General features: G+C 56.1%; 16 protein-coding genes. 11 read left to right on the forward strand and 5 right to left on the reverse strand.

What is annotated here, in order from left to right; all coding sequences use genetic code 11:
* Window positions 1-3: 3 nt before the first annotated feature.
* The 6 genes from CAUR_RS09125 to CAUR_RS09150 all read left to right on the forward strand — a co-directional run bounded on the left by CAUR_RS09125 (window position 4) and on the right by CAUR_RS09150 (window position 7,081).
* On the forward strand, window positions 4-534 hold the full coding sequence (locus tag CAUR_RS09125; protein ID WP_012257613.1) for a hypothetical protein: 531 nt from the start codon (window positions 4-6) through the stop codon (window positions 532-534).
* A gap of 4 nt (window positions 535-538) precedes the next feature.
* On the forward strand, window positions 539-1,624 hold the full coding sequence (locus tag CAUR_RS09130; protein ID WP_012257614.1) for a glycosyltransferase: 1,086 nt from the start codon (window positions 539-541) through the stop codon (window positions 1,622-1,624).
* Window positions 1,625-2,346: 722 nt separating this feature from the next.
* Window positions 2,347-4,404 (forward strand): FG-GAP-like repeat-containing protein, encoded by a 2,058-nt coding sequence (locus CAUR_RS09135; RefSeq protein ID WP_012257615.1) that lies wholly within the window; start codon window positions 2,347-2,349, stop codon window positions 4,402-4,404.
* A 132-nt stretch (window positions 4,405-4,536) separates the two neighbouring features.
* The gene (locus CAUR_RS09140) at window positions 4,537-5,565 is read left to right on the forward strand and encodes a GDP-mannose 4,6-dehydratase (RefSeq protein WP_015909115.1); all 1,029 of its coding nucleotides are present in this window, start codon (window positions 4,537-4,539) and stop codon (window positions 5,563-5,565) included.
* Between the two features lie 41 nt (window positions 5,566-5,606).
* Window positions 5,607-5,990: a hypothetical protein gene (locus CAUR_RS09145; RefSeq protein ID WP_012257617.1), complete on the forward strand. Its 384-nt coding sequence runs from the start codon at window positions 5,607-5,609 to the stop codon at window positions 5,988-5,990.
* The gene (locus CAUR_RS09150; RefSeq protein ID WP_012257618.1) at window positions 5,987-7,081 is read left to right on the forward strand and encodes a glycosyltransferase; all 1,095 of its coding nucleotides are present in this window, start codon (window positions 5,987-5,989) and stop codon (window positions 7,079-7,081) included. The genes CAUR_RS09145 and CAUR_RS09150 overlap by 4 nt, the downstream gene beginning before the upstream one ends.
* 35 nt (window positions 7,082-7,116) lie before the next feature.
* Here CAUR_RS09150 and CAUR_RS09155 read toward each other — a convergent pair whose 3' ends face one another.
* Window positions 7,117-8,259, reverse strand: a complete 1,143-nt coding sequence (locus CAUR_RS09155) for an aminotransferase class V-fold PLP-dependent enzyme (protein ID WP_012257619.1) — start codon at window positions 8,257-8,259, stop codon at window positions 7,117-7,119.
* Window positions 8,256-9,089, reverse strand: coding sequence for an alpha/beta fold hydrolase (locus tag CAUR_RS09160; RefSeq protein ID WP_012257620.1), 834 nt, complete (start codon window positions 9,087-9,089; stop codon window positions 8,256-8,258). The genes CAUR_RS09155 and CAUR_RS09160 overlap by 4 nt, the downstream gene beginning before the upstream one ends.
* Before the next feature lie 1,141 nt (window positions 9,090-10,230).
* Here CAUR_RS09160 and CAUR_RS09165 point away from each other — a divergent pair.
* From CAUR_RS09165 to CAUR_RS09175, 3 genes are all read left to right on the forward strand, one after another.
* Window positions 10,231-12,699: a vitamin B12-dependent ribonucleotide reductase gene (locus tag CAUR_RS09165; RefSeq protein ID WP_012257621.1), complete on the forward strand. Its 2,469-nt coding sequence runs from the start codon at window positions 10,231-10,233 to the stop codon at window positions 12,697-12,699.
* Between the two features lie 602 nt (window positions 12,700-13,301).
* Entirely contained in the window at window positions 13,302-14,321 is a 1,020-nt protein-coding gene (trpD, locus tag CAUR_RS09170; protein ID WP_012257622.1) for an anthranilate phosphoribosyltransferase, read from the forward strand.
* Entirely contained in the window at window positions 14,311-16,035 is a 1,725-nt protein-coding gene (locus CAUR_RS09175) for a potassium channel family protein (protein WP_242605109.1), read from the forward strand. Before trpD ends, CAUR_RS09175 begins: the two co-directional genes overlap by 11 nt.
* Window positions 16,036-16,055: 20 nt before the next feature.
* On the opposite strand, the gene CAUR_RS09180 is transcribed toward CAUR_RS09175, so the two are convergent.
* The 3 genes from CAUR_RS09180 to CAUR_RS09190 form a co-directional block, all read right to left on the reverse strand.
* Window positions 16,056-17,657: an amidohydrolase gene (locus CAUR_RS09180; RefSeq protein ID WP_012257624.1), complete on the reverse strand. Its 1,602-nt coding sequence runs from the start codon at window positions 17,655-17,657 to the stop codon at window positions 16,056-16,058.
* Between the two features lie 9 nt (window positions 17,658-17,666).
* Entirely contained in the window at window positions 17,667-18,599 is a 933-nt protein-coding gene (locus CAUR_RS09185; RefSeq protein ID WP_012257625.1) for an AEC family transporter, read from the reverse strand.
* Between the two features lie 305 nt (window positions 18,600-18,904).
* Window positions 18,905-19,048 (reverse strand): hypothetical protein, encoded by a 144-nt coding sequence (locus CAUR_RS09190; RefSeq protein WP_157866428.1) that lies wholly within the window; start codon window positions 19,046-19,048, stop codon window positions 18,905-18,907.
* Between the two features lie 497 nt (window positions 19,049-19,545).
* Between CAUR_RS09190 and CAUR_RS21515 the strand changes: the two genes are divergently transcribed.
* Complete coding sequence (locus tag CAUR_RS21515) at window positions 19,546-20,298, forward strand: hypothetical protein (RefSeq protein ID WP_012257626.1); 753 nt, start codon at window positions 19,546-19,548, stop codon at window positions 20,296-20,298.
* On the forward strand, window positions 20,289-23,288 hold the full coding sequence (locus CAUR_RS09195; RefSeq protein WP_012257627.1) for a DUF11 domain-containing protein: 3,000 nt from the start codon (window positions 20,289-20,291) through the stop codon (window positions 23,286-23,288). Before CAUR_RS21515 ends, CAUR_RS09195 begins: the two co-directional genes overlap by 10 nt.
* Window positions 23,289-23,302 lie beyond the last annotated feature (14 nt).

Here is a 23,302-nt window from a genome sequence, read left to right on the forward strand (position 1 = left end):
AATATGAGCATTTACTGGATTCGCTTTCAGGGTGACAGTGCGGCAGAAGCAATGAAGGCTGTTGCCGACGCATTGTACCAGGGTGAGCATGGTGTTGCGCCCGATGCCGGGTACAGTGAGAAACCGAGGACAGAACCTGAAGTAACGACACCCGGCGAAGACTATCTCCAATCTAACCTGCAAACGCTGCACACGTCCTGGTCTGTTGATCCGTTGCGTGCCGAGCCTCCCGCCGATCAACGACTCATCAGCCGACTGCGTGTACACGTTCAACATCTGATACGTCGGGTGACCCGCTGGTATTTCCTTGCTCCATGGTTGCAAGCCAACGAATTTCACGCCGCCGTGGTACGGATTATTGAGGTTCTTTTAGCCCGCCAGCAACAGTTTCAACAACAGATCAACGATTATCACTACCGCCTGCATGCGGCAGAACAGCAGATTCATCTGCTGCGTAATGAACTGGCAATAACTCGTCAACACCTTATGGAGTTGAAGCAGTATCAGGCGATGCACCAGGCTAAATCAGAGTAGCCTTATGAAAGAGTATTCTGCGTTACAAGCTATCTGGCAGTCACGGTGGGGTTTGCCGATAGGGTATTCGGTGAGTTCGGAAGAACTGGCTCTCCACCTCGATCAGGCAGGAGTGGAGTTATTCCACCGACCTACACCCTGGCATATGCCTGCCAACCTTTCGCATCCACGCCTGCGCGAGATTGCCGCACGCTCGTTGCCCGAAGGCATTCCACAAGTGAGCTATGATCAGGCAGATCTCTTTTATACTGAACACCGCGGCTACCGTATCGGTTATACCATGCTTGAAGTCAATGGATTGCCTGCTGATTGGGTGGCAGCCTGCAATCAGATGGATGAAGTCTGGACACCGAGTCATTGGGGGGTCGAGACCTTCGCCGCGGCTGGCGTGATTCGGCCACTGCATGCAATGCCACTTGGCTATGATCCAACACAGTTTCATCCTAGAGTGCCGGTACACCGTCTGGATAGTCGTTTCACATTTCTCTCGATCTTCGAATGGGGTGAACGAAAAGCGCCCGAAATTTTACTTCGCGCATATGTGAGTGCGTTTCAAAACCATGATGATGTCATTCTTATTTTACGGATCAACAATTTTGATGCATCTATCAGTGTTTCTCAGCAAATTGCCAGCCTGAACTTACCAGCCGATGGGCCACCGATAGCAATTCTCTACAACCAGTATTTGAGTCGTGCCCAATTGGCTTCGCTTTATCGTAGCGCAGATTGCTTTGTGCTGACCAGTCGTGGCGAAGGATGGGGGCTGCCCATTCTTGAGGCAATGGCCTGCGGCGTCCCGGTCATTGCAACTAATTGGAGCGCTCAAACCGAGTTTTTGCACAAGGGTGTTGGTTATCCACTACGGGTCCGTTCTCTCGTTCCGGCTGAGGCGAAGTGTCCTTATTATCTGGGCTGGTCGTGGGCCGAGCCTGATCTTGACCACCTCGTCTACCTGATGCGGTATGTCTATGAGCATCCGACCGAGGCGCGTGCTATCGGTCAGGCAGCGGCAGCCGAAGTTGTCCAACGCTGGACTTGGCAACATGCAGCCCAACGGATCCGACAGCGATTGGCGGCGATTATGGGGTAATTTGGTGATGGATCAATCCTGTCTACGGGCCAGAAATCTGGACTACAGGTCGTTCAATAGGCTGACTGCAAGCAATTGGATAGTCCACATGGCCGTCGGATTGCTTAAACCTCTCCATCAGCGACATGCAGAATGCGGTTAGAAGAGGCTTTCTTCTCGCCTGACAGTCCTCTCCATGTCCCTGAAGATGGTATCAGTGTGAATGTTCACGGATCGTTCAGTACTGTTCTTGGGGCAATCTGGTAGCTGATTGCCCTGCGCCAATGATAGAGCGCAAGAGTTATCTGGAGGCAGCTCTTGCTTTCTGTGGCCAATGTACGGTGCTGTCATAGTGCTGCCGACGCTTCGGAGTTCTTCCCGGTATAAGCCAGCTTGATGTGGAAGCCGCGCTTCGCCTCATCGTCAGAGACTGTATGCAGAGTTCGCAAAGAGTTGTGCGTGAACATACAGCGGTACGTTCTATTCCTGATGCACGACCTGAGTTTTACCCTCGTTGATCCTGCCGACTGATCCAGCAGTAACCACCATTGGTAAGAGATTGGTAATTCAGAACCGTTATAGTACGCCTGGGTGTTTGAAATCGGAACTGATTTCATCCAACAATGCCGAATCTCTCAATTCTAAACCGAAATATAACTTGATTTAATCGTTTGGGTGGATAGATTGATCTTCACAGGTGCAATTGAAATATATACACATTATCAGGGAAAGGATATGATCCTATGACACGCCTTCGGTTTTTCTTCGTTCTAGTTGTTGTACTACTCATTGCACCATCGCTCGCCTTTGCGTTTTATCGGAATCCGGTCAATTCCCAACCCGGTTTTTCACGAACCGAAATTTTACAACAGGACGACAACCTGGCCGGGAAGCAACTGGATGGTGCCCGAATTATTCGTAGTTCACCGGTAGTGAGTGATCTGGATGGCAATCCCAGCAACGGTTTGGAGATCGTGATTGGGGATCGCAACGGGAAGTTGTTCGCTCTGCGCAACAATGGTCAGGTGATGTGGACGACGCAGGTGGCAAGTTGTAGTGTGACCGGTGATGATAGTTTGCTCAACGGTGCCCCCTCCCTGTTCGATCTGAGACCCGATTTGCCCGGCCTGGAAGTGATTGTAGGCTACGGCAAAATTCTGGCCGACCCGAGTTGTCCCGGTGGTATCCGTGCTTATTCGGCTACCGGCCAGCCATTGTGGAATTACCAGATTCCGATCAGTTCGATTAGTGGTCAATCGGGTGTTTTCAGCACACCATCGGTGACCGATGTAAACGGTGCAGGCGACATTATTATCGTTGCCGGTTCAGCCGACCTCTACCTTCACGTGCTGAATAAGGATGGCACGTTGCGCTGGAAATACTTTGCGATGGACTCGATCTGGTCATCACCGGCATTTGCCGATGTTAATCGTGATGGACGCAAAGACATTATCGTTGGCACCGATTTTACGCCGGGGATGGTGTGCAATCCCAATAGTATCACACCATTCCCTGAGACGAATTCGTACTATGAAAGTGCAAAGGGATTCCTCTACGCTTTTCCCGCCAATCCGACCTTTGTGGCTGATCCGATCTACTGTGCAAGGGATGGTGGTAACGTGATCGGCTTTGGCAAAGGTTTTCTGTGGGCTGTGCGCTTTGACCAGTCTATCTACTCGTCACCAGCAGTGGCCGATCTGGAAAATGATGGTCAGCTTGAGGTGATCGTCGGTAGTAGCTGTTTTTACGGGGGTAATCCCAAACCGGGTCGATGGGTGAAGATTTTCAATGCAGCGAACGGCACTGAAAAGATGACACTTAATGCGCCAGAATGTGTTGCTTCATCGCCGGCCATCGGTGATATTACCGGTGATGGTAAGCCGGAGATTGTCGCTGCTGTTGCCTCTGGCGGTTCGATTAATCCACCCGTAGACACGCCCCGTGAAGGTGGTCGACTGGTAGCGTGGACCTATGACAATCCCAATCCGATCTGGAATATCGTCGTGCGTGGTTCCACCCAGGAACAGGCCGATATGTCGGAGGCTTTCAACAACCCGCTGATTGCCGATATTGATGGTAACGGTTCGCACGAGGTCATTATTGTTGTCCAGAATTCGGTGATGATCTACAACGGTGCCGGACAGGAACTTACGCCAAGTTGCCCAATTGGTGGTCTCGAGGCCCAGGCCTGTATGCCCCGGAAGTCGATGTTTATGTGGATGCCAATCCGCAATACACCAGCAATTGCCGATATTGATAACGACGGTAAGCTGGAAATTGTAGCTGCTGGATCACACACCAGTTATGATCAGCCGGCTATGCAGAATCGAGCTTTCGTCTACGTCTGGCGCGATCTCGAACAGGCGATTACCAGTGCGAGTGGTCCCTACCAGCCATACAGCACGCCGTGGCCGCAGTTTCAGCGTGATCCTGCCCATAACGGTCTGTTCCTCGAACGCAGGATACGTCCTGGTGTCACCAGTATGGCGGTATTGATGGAGGCGAATCAGGTGCAACAATACACGATTAGCCTCTATTCAAACGATGGTTCACCAATCAACGTAACCATTGGGGAGGACGATGCGAGCGGTGTTATCCAGCTTAGCCCGACCAGCGTATCACTTAGCTCAGCTACCGGCAGTTCATTCAGTGTGACGATTAATACCAGTAGTAAAGCTCCCGGTACCTATAATGCAAGAATACTGCTCAGTGGTAATGATGTGCCCAACGTCGAGATTCCAATCACGGTACGAGTAGCAACTAACGTCTACACGACGTATACCCCTCTGGTCCTTCGTTAATAATATCCTGGCCAAACCACCCTCTGAGGAAGAATCGGTCGGCTGATTTGCCGACCGATTCATTGTATCGTTATAATGATGAAGCCTGAATTGAAATTACGAAGGAGCAGGCTGTACGATACTATAAACGCTATGAAAACATCGTTCCACCTCATCACCGGCGGTGCCGGGTTCATCGGTTGTAATCTGGCTGATTATTTGCTGGCCCGTGGCGAACACGTCACGATTGTTGATAATCTGAGTCGTCCACGAACCCCGCTCAATCTGGCGTGGTTGCAGGAACGGTACGGTAGCCGGCTTCGCTTCGTGCAGGCCGATATTCGTGATGCCGCGGTGATGCAGGCTGTGATCCCCGGTCATCGGGTCGTTTACCATCTTGCCGGTCAGGTGGCAGTGACGACATCGGTGCAGGATCCGCGCAGTGATTTTGAAATTAATGCGCTCGGCACGCTGAATATCCTCGAAGCAGCCCGGCTGGCGAGCGAGCCACCGATTGTCTTTTTTGCCTCTACCAACAAGGTCTACGGCGGGATGGAGACCGTTGCCGTAGTGGAAGATGAGACTCGCTACCGTTACCGTGATTTGCCGCATGGAGTACCTGAACATCAGTTACTCGATTTTCATTCACCGTATGGGTGCAGCAAAGGTGCTGCCGATCAATATGTGCGTGATTATGCCCGTATCTACGGTTTGAAAACGGTGGTCTTCCGCCAGTCGTGCATCTATGGCCCGCGCCAGTTTGGGGTTGAGGATCAGGGGTGGGCTGCGCACTTCGCGATTGCCGCACTCTTGAACCGTCCCATTACCATCTACGGCAACGGGAAGCAGGTGCGCGATATGCTCTACGTTGATGATCTGATCGCAGCCTATATGGCGGCACTGGACCGGATCGATCAGGTGAGTGGACGGATATATAATATCGGTGGTGGTCCGCAGAATGCACTTTCCATCTGGGCTGAATTTGGCCCACTGCTGAGCCGGCTGATCGGACGAGAGATTCCGGTGCGTTATGGCGACTGGCGACCCGGCGATCAGCCGGTCTACATCAGTGATATTTCGCTGGCGCAGCGCGATCTGGCCTGGCAACCACAGGTGTCGGTGTACGAAGGGGTGGAACGGATGGTGGGCTGGATTCGCGATCATCTCGATCTGTTCCGTTAGCGATGTCTGATCTACTCTCTGTAAGCGAAACGTGAGTGGTTATGAGTATATCAAGGCCGGTCATAGTTCATCCACAAGACGATGAGCCGTTCGATGTGGCAATTGCCCGCGCATTGCAGCAGTCTGCCCACAACCAGCATCAGATCACGCTCCTCAATGAGTTGTTGAGTCGCGATGCGTATCTGGCTGAACAACTCGGGATATTGCAGGCGACGTGGGCACTCACCCCACCACCCGCAACTTCACTGCTGGCACGATTACGGCGCTGGCTGGCCTGGCGGTTGTGTGGCCCTGAATTCACCCATATCAATGCTACTCACGCTACGCTCACCCGTATCATCGAGAGCCTGATTGCTCACCTCGATGCGGAACGGGATGCCCGTCAGAAGCTGGCCGAACGCCTCGCTGCCCTCGAACGACTATGACGCAGCTCGTCTGGCATTCGACGTTTGCCTCGCCGACCGGTTACAGTAGCTCGTCACGGGCAATTGTGGCCGGTCTGGCGGCCACCGGTCTGGCCGTCCGGCCGCTCTATCTCTTCGATGCCGACGATGCCGAGCGCATCTATGGGACTGTTCCACCTGCTATTCACGCTCTGCAACAGTTGCCAATTCGCCTCGATGTGCCCCAGGTTGTCTATGGTCGGGGTGAGCTGTTCTGCAAGAATAGTGGTTCCTATCGGATCGGCTTTACCATGCTGGAAACCGACCGCCTGCCCACCCATTGGGTTGCCCAGGCTAATCTGATGGATGAAGTCTGGACGCCAACGGCATGGGGGTGTGCGGTCTTTGCCGCCAGTGGTGTCAGGCGTCCCCTTCACGCAATCCCACTTGGGGTTGATGTGAGTGTCTTTACACCTGGTACGCCACGACGCGAGCTTACTGACCATACAGTGTTTCTGTCGGTGTTTGAATGGAGCCAGCGTAAGGGCTGGGATATCTTGCTCTCCGCCTATCGGACGGCCTTCAAGCCGACCGATCCGGTAGTGCTGGTGTTGAAGATTGATCACCGCGTTGCCGGTAATCCGCTCCGCGAGCTGGCAGGCATCCTCAGCGATCAGGCACCGCCGGTGGCGGTGATTTACAACCAGACGTTCAATCCGGCGCGGATGGCCGAACTCTACCGGAGCGCCGATTGTTTCGTCTTACCCAGTCGGGGTGAGGGTTGGGGGATGCCGGTGCTGGAAGCAATGGCGTGCGGTCTACCGGTCATTGCCACTGCCTGGAGTGGACCAACCACATTTCTCGATGATACCTGTGGCTACCCGCTGCCGATTCGCGGTCTGGTGCCGACAGGCATCCCCACCGGCCCATACGCAGATGCCTGTTGGGCAGAGCCTGATTTCGATGCGCTGGTGGAGTTGCTAAGGCATGTGCATCGACAACGCGACGAGGCCCGGCAGCGCGGGGGACAAGCCGCATTGCGTGCCCAGGCCTGGTCGTGGCAAAACAGCACGCAGACGATCCTGAACCGTCTGCGTGCTATCGGTGTCGAAGTGGTTGATGAGAAGCACTAAGGCTGTATAAACGTATCGGATGGCCTGTCTGCCGCTCAGTGGGTTGCCGCATCAAGTGCTTCACCGACCCGCAACACCTCATCGAGCGTATTGTAGAAGTGGGGGGCGATCCGCACGCCGGCTCCCCGCGGAGTAACAACAATCCCGGCCTCGTAGAGGCGTTGTGCGACCACAGCCGGATTCTCGACCATCGCGACCACAATGCCACTCCGGTGTTCTGGTTTGGTACTTGCAGCCAGTTGATAGCCGCGCTCCTGGAGATCGTTGATCAACGCATCCACCAGCGTCGCAATCTGGTGCGTGATCCGCTCAATGCCAACCTCTTGCAGCAACGTAACCGCAGCCAATAGGGCGAGATTGTTGGCGACATTTGGTGTTCCCAGTGTAAACCGCTCGGCAGTTTCAGGCAGGGTTAGATTGTAGTCGAGATAGTTCATCCCGCTCACACTACTGGCGGCGCCGACATAAGCTCCTGGCACCAGATCGCGAATCAACTCACGGCGCACGTAGAGGAAGCCACTGCCGGGTGTTGATAGCAACCACTTTTGCGAACCACATGCCAGCATGTCGATATGGCATTCCTGCACATCGAGCGGAAATGCCCCCAGTGTCTGGATCGCATCAACCACAAAATAGATGCCTCGCTCGCGACAAAGCTGGCCGACGGTCGCCAGATCATTGCGAAACCCGGTCGCAAACATCGCTGAGCTAAGCGCGATCACCCGCGTCCGATGATCAATGCGTCGCACCAGCAGATCGAGATCGAGGCCACCCTGATGTTGCGGCACGACCTTTGTTAGCACACCACGATATGCCAGTTGCTGCCACGGGTAGATGTTAGCCGGATAGTCACCATCAAGCACCAGCACATTATCACCGGGGTGTAACGGCAGGCTAACGGCTGCGGTGTTAATGCCGGCAGCCGTATTGGGCATTAGCACTATCTCGTCGGGCGAGCGGGCGTTGATCAGCCGGGCCAGGCGCTGCTTAAGCTCGGCAAACTGTGCCATCACCTGTGGAAAGACGGCCAGAAACGGCTCACGGGTGGCATGGTCAAGGTAGCTCTGCACTGCTGCCTGCACATGCTGATGCAACGGTGAGACAGCCGCGTGGCTAAGAAAGGCGTAGCGTTCGGTAATCGGAAATCCAGCGCGATAAGCGGCCAAATCGACAGTCATACAGCCCCATCCTTCAGAAATTCGGTCAGAATAGCGTGGTATTCGTGCGGTCGTTCCAGCATTGGCAAATGACCACACTGCTCAATCCAAACCAGCCGGCAGCGGGGGATGCGCGCAGCAGCAACCGGTGCACCCGGCGGTGGCATAATCTGGTCGTGACGGCAGGCGATCAGTAGTGCCGGAGCGCGCACCGCGGCCAGGGCAGCGCTGATCGTCGGACTTCCTGCTCCCCGTGCGGTCTCCAGCGCTGTGCGTTGTTCCATCGCCAGAAAATCGGCAAAGGTCTCGCGCAGCAGGGCGTGATCAGCAGGTAACCGGTAGAAGAAGCGACTACCCACCAGACGCATCAGGGGCTGGACATCGAGCATCCATGGGCGGCGTAATGCTAACCAGAGGGCCATCAGATGGTGGATCGACGCCACAACCCGTCGTTCACGTTCATCGCGAAAGGTGCTGAAGCTGGTAACAATCAGATGGGAAACCCGTTCGGGGTAGCGCGCAGCAACGTGAACGGCGACAGCAGCACACAGCGAATGGCCGTTGATGGCAAACCGTTCCAGACCAAGGGCATCGGCAAACGCAATCACCCAATCGGCAAGCCGTTCGAGCGACAACCGACCGCTGAGCGGAGGTGATGCCCCAAAGCCGGGCAGATCAGGGGCGATCAGCATGTACCGATCCGCCAGATCGCGCAGCGTATAGTGCCACAACCGCGACGAGCCACCCCAACCGTGCAGCAAGAGGAGCGGATAACCCTGCCCGGCACGACGAAACGACGTGCGCAGGCCGGCAACGGCAGTTTCAGCAGCAGATGCAGTATGTGTGGTCATAGGGAAATAATCCCTCGCAAGAAGTGTCTACATAAACTATGATACCACATCGCATGGTCATCGTTTCACGCTCAAAAATACACGTGTCGCAGGTTTGGCGTGCGGTCGCCATGCTGTCGCGTCAGCCGTGCTCCCGAACCGGCGCGTGGTGCAGCGGTACACCTGCTGGTCATGGGGATGCGGTGTGCGTTTGTCACGATCATGCAGTCTGTAGGTGATAAATGAGATGACTTCTAATCACGTCGGCACCGCACCTGATCTCGGATACATAAAACCGGCGTTCCCGCTGCGCATGCCGTGAGATCACACACCGGCGTGAAATCGGTTTATGCTCAAAAATACACGTGTCGCAGGTTTGGCGTGCGGTCGCCATGCTGTCGCGCCAGCCGTGCTCCCGAACCGGCGCGTGGTACAGCGGTGCCCCTGCTGGTAATGGCGATGATGAGCAGGCGCGTCGTTTGCAACGGGCCTGACCACTCGTGAGTCTGACGGTGCGTGAGCGGGGATGCGGATCGGAAGGTGCCGCGTGCCAGGGTGATGTGGTGTTAGTGCAGGTGATGCCCCAACGCAGGCTGGAAGCCTGCGCCACTGTGGTGCTGTGCTGACAACGCAGGGGCATGCTATGCAGTGGAATACCCCAACTACCCCACGTTGGTGATGGGTAGCGCATCGATTGGGCGAGAGACGGTTTCGACCGATATGTCTACCACGTCTGCAAGTTTGGTGGCAGGTTGAATCGCTCTCTGCACAACGGCCCGCCGATACAGACGGGCACCCCGGCAGCGCGAACGAAACAGGCAACGGATATTAATGATCATCCCCAATATCCAAGAGCCATAGCGTGAGGCATAGGAAGGCAAACTGGCGTGGAGCACCCGGTTTATTATCGTCAAGTTTGTAAAAGATTTTTGTAATCTTTCCCCGCTTGACACAACGCCGATTACTATGCTAAACTAGCGAAGCGTGCAAGAATACCAATATATGCACTCTATCAGCCGTAGTACACACTAGATATAGTATGACGATCTAGTGCTCATTGATTGTGACCTGATTTGTCGTTAATAAACCTTTTACAATTAAGTGCACCCCTATTGGTTCCTGCACGTGTGAGAGGTCTGTCCTGAAGAGGAGCATCCAACCAATGATGAAACAAGAGCTTGCCCCCGCCAATCTGACCGACATTGCCCGTACTGTGCTCAAAAAGCGCTATCTGTTGAAGAATGAGCACGGTGATGTGATCGAAACCCCCGAAACGATGTTTTGGCGGGTGGCCGAGACCATCGCCGCCGTCGATGCTCGCTACGGGGCGTCAGCCGAGCAGGTCGAGGAGCGTGCCGAACGATTTTATCATCTGATGACCCAGGGCTATTTTGAACCAAACAGCCCAACCCTGATGAATGCCGGGCGGCCATTGGGGCAATTGAGTGCCTGCTTCGTCCTGCCTATCGACGACAATCTGACCAGTATCTACGAGACGCTCAAACATCAGGCACTGATCCATCAGAGTGGTGGCGGGACCGGCTTTAGCTTCTCGCGGCTGCGTCCGCGCAACGATGTGGTGCGCAGTACGATGGGGGTGGCCAGCGGCCCGGTGAGTTTTATGGATGTCTATAATCACTCCACCGAGGCGATTAAACAGGGTGGAACGCGCCGTGGCGCAAATATGGGTATTCTGCGCTGCGATCATCCTGATATTCTTGAGTTTATTACCTGCAAACTCGATACAACGAAAATCACGAATTTCAATATCTCGGTGGCGATTACCGATGCGTTCATGCGTGCCGTTGAGCGCGACGAGGAGTATGACCTGATCAACCCGCGCACCGGTCTGGGGCAGATTGCGTCGCGTGATGGTCTCAAGCATCCGCTCACCGGCGAGGTGCTCGTTCCCGCCGGTCAACCGATGCGCTTGCGGGCCCGCATGGTCTTCGATCTGATTGTGCAGTGCGCCCACGCCACCGGTGAACCCGGTCTCTTCTTCATCGACCGGGCCAACGAGTACAATCCGGTACCCCACCTTGGCGAATACGAAGCGACCAATCCCTGCGGTGAACAACCGTTGCTGGCCTATGACGTGTGCAACCTCGGTTCGATCAATCTGGGGAAATTCGTCACCGATGCCGGCACCATTGATTGGGAATCGCTGCGTGACGTGGTGCATGAGAGCACCCGCTTTCTCGATAATGTGATCGACGCCAATCACTATCCGCTCGAACAGATTACGCAGCTCAGCCAGCGGATTCGCCGCATCGGCCTTGGGGTGATGGGATGGGCCGATATGCTGGTGCGTCTGGGCATTCCGTACAATTCAGCGCAAGCGATTGATCTGGCGCGACAGGTGATGCGCTTTATCGACGAAGAGAGCAAAGTGGCGTCCGAGCAGCTTGCCCGCGAGCGTGGTCCCTTCCCGGAATGGGAGTACAGCATCTGGGGACCTGATGCGACCTGCGCCCGTCGCCCCGATGGATCGCGCATTCGGCCCCAACGCCTGCTCCGCAATTGTAACGTCACCACCGTTGCCCCAACCGGCACGATCAGCATTATCGCCGGCTGCTCATCCGGCATCGAGCCACTGTTTGCGATTGCGTTCTGGCGCTACCAGGCCGACACCCGCATGCTCGACATCAATCAGGACTTTGTCGCCCAGGCCAAACGTGAGGGATGGTACAGCGATGAACTGATGGAGCGGATTGCGGACACCGGTCATATCCATCACCCGGAAGTACCGGCCTCGGTGCAGCGGGTGTGGGTCACTGCCCACGATATTGCCCCAGAGTGGCACGTGCGCATGCAGGCAGCGTTCCAGGAGTACACCGATAGTGCGATCTCGAAGACGATTAACTTCCCGCACGAAGCAACCCCCGACCAGGTTCGCGAAGCCTACGAGCTGGCCTTCCGCCTTGGCTGCAAGGGGATCACCGTCTATCGTGACGGATCGCGCGCAAACCAGGTGCTCTCAACCGGCTCAACCGGTAAGAGTGCGGAGCCGGCGCCGGCCTCCGATCAACCGGTGGAGCTGAAGCCGCGCCCGGTCCCGGCTGAGGGATTGCCCAGCCACTCCTTCCCTGTTGTTACGCCACTCGGCAAACTGCGCCTCTTCGTGACCGAGCTGGACGGGAAGCCGTTCGAGGTCTTTGCCATCATCGGGCGCGCCGGCAGCGATGTTACCGCCTTCACCGAAGCCATTGGCCGCCTGATTTCACTCGCCCTCCGGTGTGGAGTCCCGGTGAAACTCATTGCCGAGCAACTGCGCGGCATCGGTGGTTCGCGCTCGGCGGGCTTCGGCCCGGATCGGGTACGTTCGGTGCCTGACGCAATAGGCAAGGTATTGCTCGATCATTACGTGAAAAACGGGAACGGGAATGGCAATGGGAATGGCAACGGTAATGGGCATGACTACGAGTACGGCAACGGCGAAACCGATACGAGTCGGACGTACACCAATGGAGCCAGCGAGGCTACAGCCACAACACCGGTAAGCCATCCCCATAGCGATCATGGTCACGGCACAATTGAAGCCGCCGAGATTTGCCCTGAATGCCAGAATGCGACCATGCTGAACGAAGAAGGGTGTCGGAAGTGCCACTCGTGCGGTTATAGCGAGTGCTAATAGCATGTCGTGAAACACGTGTGCCGGGGTGAGAATGATCATCCCGGCACGTTATATAACCCGAGTTGCTACCTTTGTCACCACAGAGACACGGAGGACACAGAGGATGTGTGTAACCCGGGTTGCTACTATGAGGTGCGCCGTAGCGCGTCCATGGGAACTGTCTGCTCCCCATATCGTTCATCCGGTTACGTCATACGGTGTTGTGCGCAATGTGCTGGCAGTCAGCCTCCGTGGCCTGCTCACAGTGTAGGTGGCAACTTGGGTTACCATATAATGATATTGATCAATGCTGCTGTACGGGTTATTGGATACATAATAACACATCACGTTGCAGGTCATCGGTATACATTTCTGGTCATTAACCTTTGAAATGGCGCATGTAGAGTGCATCTGTCATTGACGTCACGCTACATTGCTGTCACCGTTACGTGCACAGCAAAGCAGGAAGCCAGCGTTGCAACAATTGCAAGTAGTGCCTTCTCTCTTTGCTGGACACGTTGCTACCAGAGTCTGCTTCTCTTAATCCCCCACATTGACCACAACGCATCGGATCGCTACAATACAAACGCAGTGCGCATGACGAGCCAAAGGAGCTGATGATGAACATCCGCGAAGCGATTGCGGCAGTGGTCGCCCGGCGAGATTTGACCCAGGCTGAAGCAGCGAGTGTGATGGAAGAGATTATGAGCGGTACGGCCACGCCGGCCCAGATCGGGGCGTTTCTGACCGCTTTGCATATGAAGGGTGAGACGGACGCTGAGATCGCCGGTATGGCGGCGGTGATGCGTGAAAAGGCAACCCACGTCTATTTTGATGGACCGGTGATTGATACCTGCGGTACCGGTGGCGATGGGGCGCATACGTTTAACATTAGCACGACAGCAGCATTTGTGGCTGCCGGTGCCGGGTTGACGGTGGCAAAGCATGGGAATCGCGCTATGTCGAGTGTGTGCGGCAGCGCCGATGTGCTTGAGGGTTTAGGAGTGCAGATCGAACTCGATGCCGAGGGTGTCGCCCGCTGTTTGCGCGAGGCCGGGATCGGGTTTATGTTTGCCCCTAAGTTCCATCCGGCTATGCGGTTTGCCGGGCCGGTACGCCGCGAGATTGGCATTCGCACGGTGTTCAATATTCTCGGCCCGCTGACCAACCCGGCTCGCGCCCGTTATCAGGTGCTGGGCGTCGCCAGTGCTGCCCTGGCCGAAAAACTGGCTTACGCGCTCAGCCGGCTTGATACGGTGCATGCTCTGGTGGTTCACGGTGATGGTGGTGTCGATGAGCTGACGCTATCCGGGCCGAATCTGATTTTTGACGTTCGCGCCGGTCAGGCACCCCGGCAGATGCTGGTTGCGCCCGAAGATGTCGGGCTGCCCAGAGCACCCCAGGATGCGCTGCGCGGCGGTGATGTGGCGTACAATGTCGCAATTGTACGCGCCATTCTGAGTGGCGAAGAACATGGGCCGCGTCGCGATGTTGTGCTGTTCAATGCGGCGGCAGCGATGGTCGCCGGTGATCTGGCCCCCGATCTGGCTACCGGTGTGGCGATGGCCCGTCATAGTATCGACAGTGGCCGAGCGCTGGAGCGGTTGAACCAGATGATTGCTGTCAGTCGTGGCGAATGAAGGCGACGGTCGTGGTATGGCTCAGGATGTACGACTGACACGGTTACGTCGTCGTAGATTTGCGCTCTGGCGCCTGATAGTTGCGAATCTGCTTGACGATCTGCGCGTGCTGCGGGAAGCCTGGTTTCCCCTCACAGCGCTTGCACTGGTGCTGACCAGCGGGGTGTTGTACCTGCGCTGGTTTTATTTGCCACCTGTCTGTGGCTGTAGCCCTGATCTTGAAGTTGCCCTCTTTGAAACGCTGAAGCTGCTCATTTTTCAAACCGACCTCGACCTGCCGACCGATCCCGCCGGTCGCGTGCTCTTCTTCCTCATTCCACTCCTTGGTCTGTTCTTCCTGTTGCAAAGTGCGGTTGATATAGGGCGTCTGCTGGTTGACAAACGCGCACGTCCCGAGCGATGGCAGGAAGCGTTAGCTGCAACCTACCGCCGACACATGATCGTCTGTGGTCTGGGCCGGGTGGGGTATCGGGCTGTGCTGCAATTGCTTGATTGCCGACGTGAGGTGGTCGCGATTGAGCCTGATCCGGGCTGTGAATTTTTGCCGATCCTGTACCAGTTGGGTGTGCCGGTCGTGCGTGGCGATGCCCGCGATCCGGCAGTACTGGTGAGGGCAGGTCTGCGCCGTGCCCAGGGGTTAATTGCCACCATTGATGATGACCTGAAAAATCTGGAGATCGCACTGGCAGCCCGCCGTATTCGGCCTGAATTGCCGACGGTGCAGCGTATCTTCAGTCGCGCCCTTGATGCGCGCATCGAACGCTCGTTTGGCCGGAATTCAGCCTTTAGCCCGGCAGCCCTGGCTGCGCCTACATTTGCCGCTGCCCTCTTGAGTTCCAATGTCCGTTATGTGCTTGATCTAACGGCGGGACTCTTGGGGATAGCCTTCGTCAATGTGAGTGATGATAGCCCACTGATCGGACCGGTCGCCGATCTGGAAACACGGTTTGGTGTCCGCCGCTTGCCCGGTCCTAATGCCCATCTCCCAATTCTGCCGAGCGAAGAGATTGCGCTGATTGGCCCACTCCCTGCTCTTGAGGCAGTGCAGTGGGCTAATCGACCTCATCCCACTCGGCGCAATGGTGGCCTGATCGTTTGTGGGTTGGGGAAGGTTGGTACCCAGGTCGTGCGACTACTCAGTCGGCGCGAACCACGTCCTCCGCTCACCGTCATCTGCACCGTCGAGACACCACTGCGCTACGTTGAAGCCTTGACTGCCCAGGGCATACGGGTCTTGCGTGGTGATGCTCGTGATCCGGTTCTGCTTCGCGAAGCAGGAATCGAAGAGGCAGCGGCACTGGCCGCGCTCTACAGCGATGATCTGCTCAATTTGCAGATCGGGCTGGCCGTGCGCAGCATGTATCCTGATGTGCATCTGGTGCTGCGCGTCTTCAGTGATGTGTTGGCCGACCGCCTCGTTGATCTGTTTGGAATCCATACTGCATTCAGCACCTCGGCTCTTGCCGCTCCCAGCCTGGTTGCGGCTGCCCTGCTCCCCGACGTCGAGGCGGCATTTGACGTTGGCGATCACCTGTTGGTCGTTCGCCGTCAGATCATGACTGATGGTCGGGTCGGCCAGACGGTAGCCGAATTACGCACTGCCGGTCAGTTACCACTCAGTCTGCGCCGCGGTGAACAGTATCAATGGTTGCCACCAGATGAAACGGTGATTGAGGCGAACGACGAAGTTGAATTGCTTACGTTCCTGACGTAAACACCCGTCCACTGCTGTCCTTAGCGGGTAAAGACAATCCGCCCGCCAACCATCGTCAACATCACCCGCGTTGTCGCAATCTGATCAGGTGGGATCGTCGTAATATCGCGATCAAGCAAAACCAGATCGGCCAGGTAGCCAGGAGCCAGTCGCCCCAATTCGTGATCACGATGGCCTGCATAAGCGGCCCAGGTCGTATACCCGGCCAGGGCTTCGGCAATTGTCAGGCGCTGATCTGGAAAATCGCTATCCGCGGCACTTCCATCAAGTTTTCCGCGTGTACAGGCTACCTGTATCCCACGCAACGGATTCGGATCGGCGACCGGCCAGTCGCTCCCCAGAGCCATACGCGCCCCGGCCTGCAACAGGTCGCGCCAGGGAAACCCGTACCGCAGACGCTGCTCACCAACCAGTCGCCACCAGGGGTTGTCCCGATCCATGCCAAAATCAACGTGGAGCGGTTGCACAGAAGCAATGACCCCCAGGTGGGCAAAACGGGGCAGATCGGTTGGATCGACAATCTCGGCGTGCTCGACTCGATGCCGCGCGTCGCGCTGCCCGTTGATCTGTTGGGCCTGTGCCAGTGCATCGAGAGTCTGCTGGACGCCGCCATCACCAATCGCATGCACACAAACCTGAAGACCAGCCGCATCGGCGCGGGTGACCAGCCTGATAAACTCATCGGCGTCGTAATTGGCGACACCACAATCGCCACTGCCATCGGCATACGGTGCCAGCATGAGCGCAGTCTTCGCTTCCACCACACCATCAATAAACAGCTTCACCGCATCGGTCTGTACCAACGTGTTGCGATACTGACGCGCATCCATCGCCCAATCTGTGATACGAGCCGGGTCAGTATCCGGCGATACCGAGAGTGGCAACCTGATGCGCAGGGTCAATTCACCAGCCGCTGCCAGATCGCGGTAGCGCGTGCGCTGTGCCTCATCGCCGTCCATGTTGTGGACGCCGGTCAACCCCAAGGCTGCCAGCTCACGAAGCGCACGCCGTACCGAATCCCGAATCTCAGCTTCGGTCGGTGATGGAATACAGCGACGCACCAGATCCATCGCCGGTGCTTCACGCAATTCGCCACTTGCCAGCCCATCATTGCCCATCACCACTTGACTGAATGGATTGCCGGTATCGGCACCCGCCAGAATGCCGGCAATCTGCAAGGCTGCCGTGTTGGCCCAGGCAGTATGGCCATCAAATGCGGTGAGCAGCACCGGTCGATCAGGGACGACTGCATCGAGGAGATGGCGGGTTGGCAATTCGCCGGGTGCAAACAAGCGGTACCGCCAGCCCCGCCCGATAATCCACGGCAGCGTAGGGTTGGCAGCGGCATAATCGGCCAGGCGCGTCTGGAGATCGGCGATACTCTCGGCCTGCTCTAACCGCAACACACTCAGCGCACGCGCACCGTTGTGCAAATGAAAATGGCTATCGGTGAAACCGGGGAGCACCAGCATCCCGGCACCGTCAATGATCTGGGTTGCCGGTTGTTGCCACTGCGCTGCATCGTGATCGGGACCAATCCAGGTAATGCGTTCACCGCGAATCGCGATAGCCTGGGCAACCGATTGACCGGGAAAGCGAACATTGCGCAGAATGAGATCCATCGTACCTTCCTACCGTACCAGACTCAACAACACACTCAGCGTTACCAGACTGGCAAATGATGAGACTACAACGGTACTTACCACCAGTTGCGGTCGGGTGTCAAACTCAATTGCCAGAATCGTCGTATTGACTGCGGTCGGCATCCCGGCCATCATCACCCCAACCCCTAATGCCACACCATCCATTCCAAGCAGGCGTCCCAGGCCAAACGCCAGTATGGGTGATACAACCAGCCGGATCGCAGTAGCGAAGGCCACCATCGTCGGTTGTACAATCGGCGCCCCGGCTCCCAACTGCACCCCAAGAATGAGCAGCATCACCGGCAGCGCCGCTTCACTGAGCAACGCCACGCCTTCAAAGAGACTACGGGCGACACCGGTTGCAGTTGCTGGATGAAATCCCAATCCTCGCAGCAGCAGTGCTCCGGCAACGGCGTAGATTTGGGGCATATGGAGCAAACGGTTGCCAACCTGACGCCAGGCCCGTCGTCCACCCCCGGCAGCACCCGCAGCGGCCACGCCTACCCCTAACGTTTGGGCCATGATTGACTGCATGATAAAGTAGAAAACACCCAACGTAAACCCGGTTTCACCGAAGGCAAAACGTGACGCGGGCAGGCCGTAATTCCCCGAATTCATGAACATGCTGGTCAGCAAGAGCGCCGTTACCTCTTTGCCACGCAGGCGCAGTGCCATAGCGCTCAGCCAGACCGTGATCGCCATCAGCCCAATCACGCCAACCGAAAAAAACAGCATACGCCCGGCATCCGGCCCGCTGAGATCGGCGCGGAGCAAAGCGACAAAGATGAGGGCCGGACTGAGACCGTAGATCATCAACCGATTAAGCGTCATCAGATCGAGCGGTAAGGCGCGACGGAGCGCAAATCCTGCGCTTGCTACGACAGCAATCGGCAAGAGGACATCAACTAAAACGGCGATCATGGCATCCCCGGTCAACAATATCTTACAAGTCAAATATCATAGCATAGATCGGTGTGTCAGGTGATGGGAATGCCAGGGAGATGCTAAACCCTGCCTCAGCATTCCTATGGAGCAGATGGTTTGCTCGTGTCAGTTGTATCATCTCGTTGCCTGCATAGAAATAATGTGAACAAACAGACTTATGTTTCCCTTTCATACCTCTGTGAATTACCGGATGGCTATGTGCGTTTGGCAACTATCACCTGCTATCCTGACGCCTGTAATAGCCTATGCATTACCCACAACTGGTGTCAACCACGTGCGTATCAGCGGGGAGGATCGCCATGGGTGCTGTTGTGGGCGACTGGCCCGGTGGCAGTGCGCCGCTCCAGCCGTGCCGGCATGTGCTGGATGGATTGCCGTACCCGCTCGTCATGCGCGTGTCGCTCGGTGTGGAGTGCGGCAGCCATGCTGCCGCAGCAGCCGCGCTCACGATCCGGCGCGTGGCCCACTGTTACCCATCCTGGTCACGGGGGGGGGCTGGATGGGATCGTATCGATCATCACGTCGGTCAGGCATGCTTGCGATCCCTGCGCATAGATGGGTTGTTGCAATAAGTTCGTGCCTGCGCACCAGCGGCCATGGCCGGCCCCTGAAGGCGGTGGCGATGATGCTGGCACGCGGGCTGGAAACTCGCGCCACGGGGAGTGCTTGCAGCCCGGCCTACCGCAGCGTGACATGTGGGTAATGCATAGTGTGATAGCGGGGATGTGTATGGTTCAGGCGACCACACGCCTGCGTTACAGACGCAGGCGGTTACTACCTGCGCAGCGATACACGCGAGTGGTGCTGTAATGATTTCTGCACTCAATCCAACGTCTTATGGTATCCAAATGGTATACGGTGCGTGCTACACTTTGTATGAGATGTTGTTTCTACAGGATGTGTCTTCTTTCAAGGAGTGGATATGGTAATACCACGATTGTTTTGGTTTGTGATGGTTCTTTCAGCACTCATCATCTCACCTTTCCAGGGCACCCCAATAGTTGCTGCACAATCCGCAACAATCGACCGACCAGCTTCAGCGCGTGTTAACGATACGTCCGTAACGGAGCCTGCTGCCGCACCGGCGCCAATCACCGTCACTCAGAGTGGTGTGAGCGTTTCAATCCTTGCCTCACCGGCCCGATTACGGGGTGGTCAGGATTTGATCTATACCGTTTCCTACAGCAACAACAGTGGGACAACCCTCAGCAATGCCCGGATCAAGATTACATGGAATTTCTGGATTACTTCCCGACCAAATACCCTGAACGCCGACAAATATCAACAGTATTGTCGTGATCAGGGGGTCAATGCCTGTGCCCCCCTTGAGGTCAGTGGGCCGGCTGTTACCCGCAGTGCTACCTCTCATTACAACTCGACGACCGCGGTCGGTGGATATACCTACGACATCGGCAATCTCACCAACGGCACCAGTGGCAGCTTCACGATAGCCCTGCGCGTACCGGAAAATGTTTATCCTGTTTATGGCAAAGACCCACGCCGTCCGTCGGCTTCTGCCGAATTCTTTGTCGGCAGTGAAAGCACTGCACGGGCCATTGCCAACGCCTCAGCACTGGTCGAAGGGCCGCTTTTCGAGTTACGGAAGGAACGCACGGCCAGCGGTCTTACCCGCGCATCTTTCCGACCCAAACCGGCGAGTATCGTTTGCGCCTGACCAACGTTGACCGCGAAGACTCGATCACGGCAACAAACGTGAAGCTGACCGATATTGTGCCAGAAGGTGCCGAATTCGTCAGCAGTGTGCGCGGCGCGGAACGCACCAATTTTCCCCCTACGCAGACGATCATTGATGGTCGTCCGGCACTGGTCTGGACAATAGATCGGCTTGAGCGTGGACAAACGGTTGACATCTTCGTCACGTTCCGCAAGCTCGATCTCAGTCCGTGTGATCGTATGAAAAACGAAAAAGCGGGCTATTATGTCACCAGTGATGAGATACCATTCCAACCTGAAAGCACTACTGACCGCTATCGGGTTCCACCTCAGACCGGCGACGTGACCTACAATGTGCGGCCACCGGTAGATGTTGTATTTGGTTCAACCCAGACCGTAATCTTTGGTGAACGTGGAAGCTTTAGTTTCAAAGTGCGTAACTATTGGCCGGCGGCCCTGAATGGCTTACAGGTTCGGATCGTTCTTCAGCCGAATGTACGCTACGTGAACGGAACCGCATCACCGGTTGGTACATTTACCGCCCTGCCTCCCTCGTCAGGCGATGGTGGCACGTTAATCTGGACATTCAACATGGCGGCGGGGAATATCAATACCCCGGTCGAGCAGAGTTTCTCTTTTGAGGTGACCGCTCGCTATTCAACTGTGGGTAATGGGAGTGGATCGGGGACAACCTATGCCAGTGTTGTCGTGCCCAGTGGTGTACCATCCAATTGTAACGATGGTGATGGTGGTGGTTTTAAGGTTATGCCTCGATTAGAGGTAGCCAAGTATTCAGAGGCTGATCGCAGCGGAACGAACTACATTGCCCGCAATAATCAGCCATTCCAGTACATTATTTCACTCACTAACATCGGCTCTAGCCAGATGACCGGCATTGACGTCTACGATCTATTACCCACCGGAAATCAGGCTGACTTCACCTACGTAGCCAACAGTGCCACGATTGACAACGGAAATATTGATGATGGTATCCCCTTTGAGCCGACAGTTAGCTCAACCAGTACCAATTCTGGTGTGCGTACAACCCTGATCTGGTCAGATATTACGCTGGCACCGGGAGAGACGCGCTACATTCGCTACAATGTGATAACGCGCGGTGAGTTCAACCGCACCTACTGTAATGACCTTGACCAGCAACGCATGGAAGAGGCGCTGATTAACCCTGACACGAATCAGCCTGGCGAAGATATTACCTTCAAGAGTGCTCGTGCCTGTGTCAGAATGATTCCCAACATTCAAGTCAGCAAGGTGTTTAGCGATCAGAATGGCGCCGATCTTGGTACAACCCGTATCATTACCGGTCCGGTACCAGCCGGAGGGCAGACGATCTACTTTACCCTGACAATCACCAACGCCGAAACCACCAATACCTACACGGCTGGCCTGGTCGATTTTGCCCCGCAAGAGCTGGCCTTCCAGGCGGTTGAATTCAGCAACCTACCGGTTGACAAGCGTCTGCCGGACATCAGCGGTAGCAACCCCTGGACATGGCCAACGCTGTCAATTGCACCCGGCCAGAGTTACACGGTACGGATACGCGCTCTGTTCAATCCGCCATGTGTGACTGATGAATACAGTAATCGGGTAGGCTACTCCTTCTTTGATCCCTCAACCGGACGCACCACCGTGGTGTCGCCACGCCCGCCGATTGAAGCGGTTATTGACTATCGCTGCGGCAGTAACCGGCTCGATTTCGATATTAAAGCCGAGCGCACAACCTTAGGCTTGCGTGATCGCGGTCTCTTCACGCTTACCGTGCGCAATCTCAACACCACTGGTACTTTAGACGGTGTCAGTGCCTATGCTATTCTGCCACCGCGCTACCTCTACAGTGAAACGGTTAGCAGTTCGCTCTACGCCTTTGCCGGTCAGCGCCCATTGGCTGATGGTCGTACTGAACTGCGCTGGCTGGTTGGCTCGATTCCGGCTGGCGGCCAAGTCGAGATTCTCTTCCGTGCTGCTGCCGCCGACATTATTGGTACAACTGAGGTGTACGCCCACGCCACCGCCAGTAATCTGCTGTCGGCAAGCTGCCGCACATCATCACGTTGTACGACCTATACCATTGACAATCAACCATACACAGTTGCCTGGGAACGAGTGACAACCCAGCCACTCCATACGTACACGCCGCGGATTGAGGGTCTCAGCCAGTGTACATCGGCTGGTGACGAGCGTGTCTACACGCTCACCCTGCTCAATACGAATGTGATACCCTACCGCAATACCGTGGTCACGCTGACCTTACCCATCGGTTTGCAGTACATACGTCCCGATACCGGTTCGCCGGCACCGAACAGTATCATTCCGATTACAAGTGGTTCGCTGGCCGGCTCTACCCAACTGGTCTGGCGCGATCTAACCGTACCGGCCAAACCATCTGGCAGCAACGTCAGCGAGTTGTCGCTGGCAATCTGGCTGCGGGTTGGTCAGGTCTGGAGCGATCAGGGGACCAGTGCCGAAGTGACTAGTCCTGATGGGATTATCCCGATTACCGACGGCGAAGTGAACCCAACAGTACGGATCTGTGTCGATGGGCCGGCAGTCGCCAAGACAGCGAGTATTACCACACTGCCACCGTACAATCCGGGCGATCCCAATCCGACCTTCTTCTACCAGATCGAGGTCGTCAATCCAACTGCCAGTGCGTTTACCATCACATTGCGCGATGTCTTACCTGCCGGTTTGACCTTCAACGCAATGGTTAGCGGAACAGCACCGCAGATCAGCACCAGCGCTGGCCGCACTGTGCTAACATGGAACAATCTCAGCGTACCTGCCCAAAGCGGCGACACACCTGGGCGGCGCACACTGCTCTTCCGGGTAACGGCGAATCCGAGCCAGATCAGTGGCAGTCTCACCAACACTGTTGAGATTGTGAACAGTTCTGTCCCGATTGGATCACAACTCCTGGAAGCCCCGGTTTCGCTGAGTGTACCGCGTCTGTGGGTACCGCTGGTTGCCCGCTAACCGATATGGGGGTG

Origin of the sequence: Chloroflexus aurantiacus J-10-fl, assembly GCF_000018865.1 — a bacterium.
In the GTDB taxonomy this organism is placed as follows: Bacteria; Chloroflexota; Chloroflexia; order Chloroflexales; family Chloroflexaceae; genus Chloroflexus; species Chloroflexus aurantiacus.